Origin of the sequence: Nocardia donostiensis, assembly GCF_002081715.1 — a bacterium.
GTDB lineage: Bacteria > Actinomycetota > Actinomycetes > Mycobacteriales > Mycobacteriaceae > Nocardia > Nocardia donostiensis.
In genome coordinates this window covers 110708-117989 of record NZ_MUKP01000016.1, presented here as the reverse complement: position 1 = coordinate 117989, position 7282 = coordinate 110708, and the positions used below count along the sequence as shown (strand labels likewise).

The 7282-nt window shown below is 67.2% G+C and carries 7 protein-coding genes; 3 read left to right on the top strand and 4 right to left on the bottom strand.

What is annotated here, in order from left to right; all coding sequences use genetic code 11:
- Positions 1-163: 163 nt before the first annotated feature.
- Positions 164-643, bottom strand: a complete 480-nt coding sequence (locus tag B0T44_RS13295) for a DUF4190 domain-containing protein (RefSeq protein WP_077116049.1) — start codon at positions 641-643, stop codon at positions 164-166.
- A 286-nt stretch (positions 644-929) separates the two neighbouring features.
- Positions 930-1712, bottom strand: a complete 783-nt coding sequence (locus tag B0T44_RS13290; protein WP_077116215.1) for a pirin family protein — start codon at positions 1710-1712, stop codon at positions 930-932.
- A 228-nt stretch (positions 1713-1940) separates the two neighbouring features.
- Between B0T44_RS13290 and B0T44_RS13285 the strand changes: the two genes are divergently transcribed.
- The 3 genes from B0T44_RS13285 (at position 1941) to B0T44_RS13275 (ending at position 5594) form a co-directional block, all read left to right on the top strand.
- Positions 1941-2456 (top strand): NUDIX hydrolase, encoded by a 516-nt coding sequence (locus B0T44_RS13285; RefSeq protein WP_081512081.1) that lies wholly within the window; start codon positions 1941-1943, stop codon positions 2454-2456.
- 87 nt (positions 2457-2543) lie between these two features.
- A complete protein-coding gene (locus B0T44_RS13280) occupies positions 2544-3824 on the top strand; it encodes an MFS transporter (RefSeq protein WP_077116216.1) in 1281 nt (426 codons plus the stop codon).
- Positions 3825-3965: 141 nt separating this feature from the next.
- Entirely contained in the window at positions 3966-5594 is a 1629-nt protein-coding gene (locus B0T44_RS13275) for a glycoside hydrolase family 183 protein (protein WP_077116050.1), read from the top strand.
- Between the two features lie 18 nt (positions 5595-5612).
- Here B0T44_RS13275 and B0T44_RS13270 read toward each other — a convergent pair whose 3' ends face one another.
- Both B0T44_RS13270 and B0T44_RS13265 read right to left on the bottom strand, forming a co-directional pair.
- Complete coding sequence (locus B0T44_RS13270; protein WP_077116052.1) at positions 5613-6485, bottom strand: 5-oxoprolinase subunit C family protein; 873 nt, start codon at positions 6483-6485, stop codon at positions 5613-5615.
- The gene (locus tag B0T44_RS13265; protein ID WP_077116053.1) at positions 6482-7129 is read right to left on the bottom strand and encodes a 5-oxoprolinase subunit B family protein; all 648 of its coding nucleotides are present in this window, start codon (positions 7127-7129) and stop codon (positions 6482-6484) included. The genes B0T44_RS13270 and B0T44_RS13265 overlap by 4 nt, the downstream gene beginning before the upstream one ends.
- Between the last annotated feature and the right edge of the window lie 153 nt (positions 7130-7282).

The window sequence follows — 7282 nt, the reverse complement described above, 5'->3', positions numbered from 1 at the left end:
CCACATGCGACCAGTTGGCGGGAGTGAACCCCACCCGTTTGGCGAAACCGGCGGAATCGAAACCGTGCTGCTCCCGCAGGTCACGCAGGCGCAGCACCAGCTCCCAGCGGGCGACGGTAGGGGAAACGGGCGCCATGGCTACCGACATGCTGTCCGGCCGCGCTCAGCGGGCGGGCTCCGGCGGTGTCAACGTGACGCCGTACTGGTCCTCGATGCGCTGGTTCCATTCCTGTTCACACCGCTGGACCGCGGCCTGATCGCTGCCCGCCTGCTGCACGCAGTCGAAGAAGTCCTGGCCTCCGGAGTCGACGAAGAAGTTCCAGCCGATCACCAGGGCGGCGATAGTGGCCGCCAGCGCGAGAGCACCGAGCACCGCACCGATAACGGCCATAACAGCCCCGCCCGCGGTGCCGCGGCGCGCCTTCACGAACGCGATCACACCGAAAATGATGGCCAGCAGCCCGAACAGAATGCCGCCGACGATGGTCCAGAAGCCGATCAGCGCAATGATGCCGAGCACCAGCGCAGTGATCGCCAAACCCTTGCCCCTGGGGGATTCCTGCCAGTACTCGGGCTGCCCGGTCTGACCCGGATACGGTTCCGGCGGCGGTTGATAGCTCCCGGGAGGCGGATACTGCGACATGTCACTTTCCTCTCAGGTCGATAGCCGCCGATACTGCTTCGCCGGCGGGCGGCAACTCTGCGCGCCTGTCTGCTCCGATCGTAGGCGTACCTCCGCCTTCGCTCCGGCCATGCGCTCTTAGGCGTACCTCCCACACTCGCACGGCTGTACTCGGTCTACCTATCTGTCGCCTTCGCTGGGTACGTGCGGTCTACGTACCTCCGCCTTCGCTGGCCATGCGCATTTCTGCGCACCTTCGCCCTCGCTCCAGGCGCGCGCAGGGGGGCGAGCTTCGCGGCTGTGCCCATTAACCGCCCAAGCGTGCGTGCATCTCCCATACCAGCACTTCCGCGGGAGCGTGGGCGGTGATCCGCTGCCCGCCGGACCGGGTGAGGCGTACGGCGTCGCCCTCGTACAGCGGGCCGGTTCCCTCCATGTCGACTTCACCGCGAGCTACGAATACATGAAGATAAGGAGCTTCCGGCAGGTTGAAGCCAGTACCGGATCCTCGGGCCCCGGCCAATCGCGCGACATGCAGTGCGGAATGGCTGCTGTGGATGGCGATCGCGGTCCGGTCCCGGTAGCGCGGCAGGCCGGAGGCCACGGTGACCAGGCCGCCCGCGGCCAATTGGTCGTCGATCTCCAGTTGCTGATAGCCGGGGTCGACACCCGGTTCGTCGGGCAGTACCCACATCTGCACGAAATGCACCGGCTGATCGTGTTCGGGGCGGCTGCCGTCCAGACGCCAGGAATCGTTCTTCTCCGAGTGCAGAATTCCGGTTCCGGCGCTCATCCGCTGCGCCAATCCGGGATAGATGATTCCGCTGTGGCCGAGAGAATCCTGGTGCACGAGGCTTCCCTCCAGCACCCACGTGACGATCTCCATATCACGGTGCGGGTGAGTTTCGAAACCCTGCCCCGGCAGGACAATATCATCGTTATTCACCAGCAACAGACCGTGATGTGTGTTTTCCGGATCATAGTGCTGGCCGAACGAGAACGAGTGCTTCGAATCGAGCCACGAGATGCGGGTTTTCATGCGGTCGCCGCCGCGATGGACATCAATATGCGATGTCGCAGGTGCGGACATCGTGGGCCTCCTCTCGGGCTCGGGCGCGCTCTCGGGCTCGGGCGCGATAGCCATTTCCCCCGCGGAAGCACCATCGGTCGATACTCCGCATTCCGAGTAAATTATGTGCACTCGGCATTTTACGCGAGCGAAGAGCCGGTGAACGCGAGGTGAGCAGTGCCAGCCGGATTGCCGAATCCGCGGGGCACGGTAAGAGAATGTGCGCCAATGGAACCGGGAGGTGATCGGATGCGACCCGAGACGCTCGCGCGCGTCGAGCAGCGGCTCCGCACCGAAGCACGCCGCGACGGCGTCAGCCACTTCGTCGTCGGGGTCGCGGTGTTCCGGGCCGGAAAACTCCTGGTGGTCCGGCGGGTACCGGACGACTACCAGGGCGGTATGTACGAACTTCCCGGCGGCGGCGTCGAGTCCGGGGAAACGTTCGCCGAGTGCGTGGCCCGCGAATTGCTCGAAGAAACCGGCCTGCGGCTGCGTGCCATCACCGACTTCCTCGGCAGCTTCGACTACGCAACCCGCACGAAGGCCAAGGTCCGCAAATACAGCTTCATGGTGGACGCCGAGCCCGGCGAGGTCGCGTTGGCGCCAGGAGAGCACGACGCATTCGCCTGGATCGACGCCGCCGCCCTGGACGAGCTGCCGATGGCGGCGGATATGCGCAAGGCGGTCAGCACGCTGGTCAGCGGCGTAATCGAATCTCCAGGACTGCCGGGACCGCGATCGGACAGCGAGCGTAGGCCGGGGTAGCCTCACGGCGTGTGCACGTCTGGGCCTGAACGCGCCTCGGCGGATCGACGCACCGCCGGTGACTACCCGGATACGGGGCCGGTTTCGCTGCGCGATGCGCTGCGCGAAAGCCACGGCGTGCTGCGGTTGACGTCGGTGCGTCTACTCGGCCAGTTCGGTGACGGCATGTTCCAGGCGGCACTGTCCGGGGCCATCCTGTTCAATCCGGAACGACAGACCGATCCGTTGGCCATCGCCGCCGGTTTCGCGGTGCTGCTGCTGCCGTATTCGCTGATCGGCCCGTACGCGGGTGCACTACTGGATCGCTGGGACCGCCGTCAGGTGCTGCTGACGGCCAATATGCTGCGTGCGGCGCTGATCGCGGTGGTGAGTGTCGGGCTACTGACGGGGATCAGGGAGACACCGCTGCTGCTGTTCGCGCTCGCGGTGGTGGGGATCAGCCGTTTCACCGCCGCGGGAGTGTCGGCGGCACTGCCCAGGGTATTGGCACGCGCGTGGCTGGTACCTGCCAATTCGGTGTTCGCGACGATCGGTTCGGGCTGCGCCGGATTGGGGGCGGCCGTATCGGTGACGGTAATCGCCGTGCTCGGCGCAGGCGATTACTCCTCGGCGGTAGCAGTCGCGGTGAGCGCGGCCGCGGCGCTCGTCTGCGCGTTACTGGCCGCCGGGTTCGGCGCAGGGGTGCTCGGCCCGGAGCAGCGGGCGGCTCTGACGGGACGGTTACGCGCCATCGCCGCCGGTTTGCGTACCGGTGCGGCGGCCGTATGGTCGTCGACCACGGTCACCACCGCGATGATCGGTATCGGTACCCATCGCATCGCGTTCGGCGTGAACACCCTGATCATGGTCCTGGTACTCCGCGAGGCACCAGCCGATGGCGTATCGGTGGACAGCGGTCTGCTCGGTTTCGGCGTCGCCATCACCGCCACCGCTGCCGGGATGCTGGTCGCCGCAGTCATCGCGCCGGTGCTCATCCCGCGACTTGGCCGTCCACGCACCGTGGTACTCGGCCTGGCAACCGCAACCATCGTGCAGTTGTGCCTGGTCACGCCGGTCGCGCTGGCCACAACCGTCGGCGCTGCCGAACACGCACACCGGCTGCTGCTGGCAGGCGCTTTCCTGTTCGGCCTGGCCGGTCAGACGATCAAACTGACCGGGGATGCGGCCATGCAGATCGATATCGAAGACTCCCGGCGGGGACAGGTGTTCGCCCTACAGGACACCGTGTTCAATATCGCTTTCGTCCTGGCCATCGCGGTCACCGCGCTGATCGTCCCCACCAACGGCCGCTCCCTGCCCGTTGTCCTGGCCTGCGCCGCGATCTACAGCACAGGCATCCTCGCGATCCTGGCCAACAGCCGCCGATAGCTCGCGACCTGGACTGCACGCAACGCGCCGCTCATCCCGGCTTTCCCGGTCGTGCTCGGGTAGGTTGGCCTCCCGGCAACCGAATTCGGCAGGGGAGTCGGCAGCAAGATGGGGTTTTCCGGCGAAAGACCTTGGCGCGCTATGACTTGCGCTGTTCCCGCGGGCCCACCCGCACTGTTCGGCGTCGTACTGGCCGGGCTGCTCAGCGTGCCCGCTCCCGTGACGGCCGCCCCGCACCCGTGGGCGCCGCCTCCGGTGAACAGTTGCGGCGAGGTGGGTTTCGATCCACTGGCTCGGGAGCCAGACCCGTCGGCACCGCCCGGCCCGCCGATGCCCGCGGTGCCACCGCAGATCGATATTCCGGTGCCGATCCCGCAGCTCACCCCGGTGCCGGTGCCCGATCCACCGCACGACAACACCAGGATCGTGCCCGAGCCATTGCCCGCCGATCCATGCCGCAACCCGTGCCCGGATATTCGCGACACCGAGAAACCGAAGGCGCCGGAATCCGGTAGCCAACCGCACGAAGCACCCGCCCCGGCCCCGGACTCCGGTTCGGCCTCGGATAACGACCCCGTCCCCGACAGCGGAAACAGCTCCGGTTCAGGCCCCGGTTCCAGTGCGCCGATCAAACTGCCTCGGTTGCAGTTCGTACCGGAGATCGAACCCATCCCGATCCCGGTGCCCGGCGGTCCGGGCGAAGAACCGCAACCCGCGCCACCGCACGTGGTTCATCCCGCGGAGCCCGGACCGGTCGCCGCGCCCGTCGCCGCACCACAGGTGGAATCGGTGCGGCTGGTCGAACAGCTCACCGGGCACGGTTCGCAGAACCGCACCGATATGCGCTGGCAGGTCGACGGCACCGATCTGGGATTCATGTGGGAGACCCGCCCCGGCCAGATCGCCGTAGTGTTCGGCGACACCTTCGGCAAGGGGTGGGGGATCGGCGGCGCGGGTGGCGCAGACGAGGACTGGCGCAGCAATGCGCTCGGCTACAGTACCGACCGCGACCTGTCCGACGGGCTACGGCTGGACACCATGGTGCAGGACAGCCGCTGCCACGCCGCCGAACTGCTGGGCAGCCGCAAAATCAAGAACTGGGAAACGACCACCATCCCCACCTCCGGGTTCGCGCTGGGCGACCGGCAATACCTGAGCTACATGTCGGTCAACCGCTGGAGTCATATCCCCGGCCTGTGGTGGACCAATTACGGCGGGCTCGCCTACTCCGACGACAACGGCAGCACCTGGACCAAAGATCAGCACGCCAAATGGGAGAACCTGTTCGGGCTCAACCGGTTCCAGGTCGCGGCGATGGTGCCGCACGGCGATCACGTCTATATGTTCGGCACCCCCAACGGCCGGATCGGGGTGATCGGGCTGGCGCGGGTGCCCAAGGACGAGGTGCTCAACAAATCGGCCTACCAGTACTGGGTGGGTGGCACGTGGGCGCCTGCCGCCGAGAACCTGGCCACCCCGTTGGTGCCCGGTATCGCCAGCGAACTGTCGGTGCGGTTCGACGCTGAATCCGGGCAATGGCAGATGGTGTATCTGGATTCGGCGCGCGGCGCGATCGTCATGCGCACCGCGGCGCAACCGCAGGGCATCTGGACCGACGCCGTGCCGCTGGTCTCCACCAGCGACTACCCGAAGGCCTACGGCGGTTTCATCCATCCCTGGTCGACGGCGCAAGACTTGTACTTCACCATCTCGGCATGGGACACCTACAACGTGTACCTGATGCATGCGCGGCTGGATCAGCCGAGCTGACCTGCGGGACGAACCCGCTCAGCGCGCGGGCCGGAACCGTATCGCCTGTCCCGGCCTGGCCTGCGCCATGACATCGGTATCGGCGTCGAGCACCACCGCCACCACCGGGTATCCACCGGTGATCGGATGGTCGGCCAGGAAGACGACCGGCTGCCCGCTGGGCGGCACCTGGATCGAACCCAGCGCCATCCCTTCGGTCGGCAGCTCCGCCATCACCCGGCGCCGCAGCGGCGGGCCCGCCGCGCGTTCCATACGTGCGCCGATCCGATCGGTTTCGGCGCTCACCGTCCAGGTTCCGTGGAACAACGCATCGGGATCGGTGAACCAGTCCTCGCGTGGTCCTGGAAGCACGCGAATATCGAGCGGCGTATGCAGATCCGCCAGACCTGCCGACTCCGCTTGCGGCGCCTGATCGATGATCGGAAAGGTGCGCGGTGCCGGACCGACCGGAAGCACGTCACCGCAGCGCAGCGGTGGGGGACCGATACCGGAAAGAGTGTCGCGGCTGCGCGAACCCAGCACCGGCTGCACATCGACACCACCGCGCACCGCGATATAGCTGCGTAAACCCGTCCGGCTCAGGCCGAGCCGCAAGGCCTGCCCGGCGTCCAGCTCCAGCACACTGGCGTGCCCCACCGGAGTACCGTCCACCATCGCGGGCGCGGGCGCGCCCGTCACCGCGACGGTCAGATGCTGCTCGGCCCGCAGCGTCACACCGCCGAGCAGCACCTCGATGCCCGCATGGCTCTCCGGGTTGCCGACCAGTCGATTGGCCAGGCGCAGCGCCCCACGGTCGGCGGCGCCGGACGGGCCGACACCGGAGTGAAACCAGCCGGGCCTGCCGAGATCCTGGATCGTGGCCAACGGGCCGACGTGCTCGACACGGATCATCGCGCCCGTCCCGCATCGACAAATGCGACCACGGCACCGGCCCGGATCAGCGCCGGGGGATCTCGGTCGACATCCCACATCCGCAGATCGGTGTGCCCGATCAACTGCCAACCACCGGGTGTAGCCCGCGGATAGACTGCCGAATAACCACCCGCCACGGCGACCGCGCCTGCCGGGATGGCGGTACGCGGTTCGGCCCGGCGCGGGACCGCGAGCCTGCCATCCGACTCCAGATAACCGAAACCGGGCGCGAACCCGACAAAAGCACACCGCCACACGGTTCCGGTGTGGGCGGCGATCACCTCGGCGACGGACATATCGAGCAGCCGCGCCACCTCCGCCAGGTCGGCGCCGTCGTAGTGGACCGGGATACGAACCGGGTCCGGTTGTTCGACCAGCGGTGTTCCACGGGAAACATCGTCGAAGTCCGCGACGCGGCGCAGCAGTTCGTCCAACTCCCGGTGCACTCGTTCCACGGCGGCCGCCGACGTCAGCGTCACGAACACGGTTTCCGCGGCGGGCAATAGGTCCATGATGCCGTCGATGCGCCTAGCGCGTAGGGCAGCTACCACCGCGGGCACCTGTTCCGGCGGCGGTGTGATCAGCAGCGCCCGATCACCCGCCATCCTGATCAACCGATCCATCGCAGCTCACCTGTCTCGACTTCCTCGCTGTGCGGCGGTCGTCCACCATCTCCACGGGCCGAAACCGCCGGCCCAGCAGCATTATGTTCTTCACCGCAGTCACTTCGAGATCGTGACCCGGCCCCCAGGACACACTCGGACAAGGATGGCAGT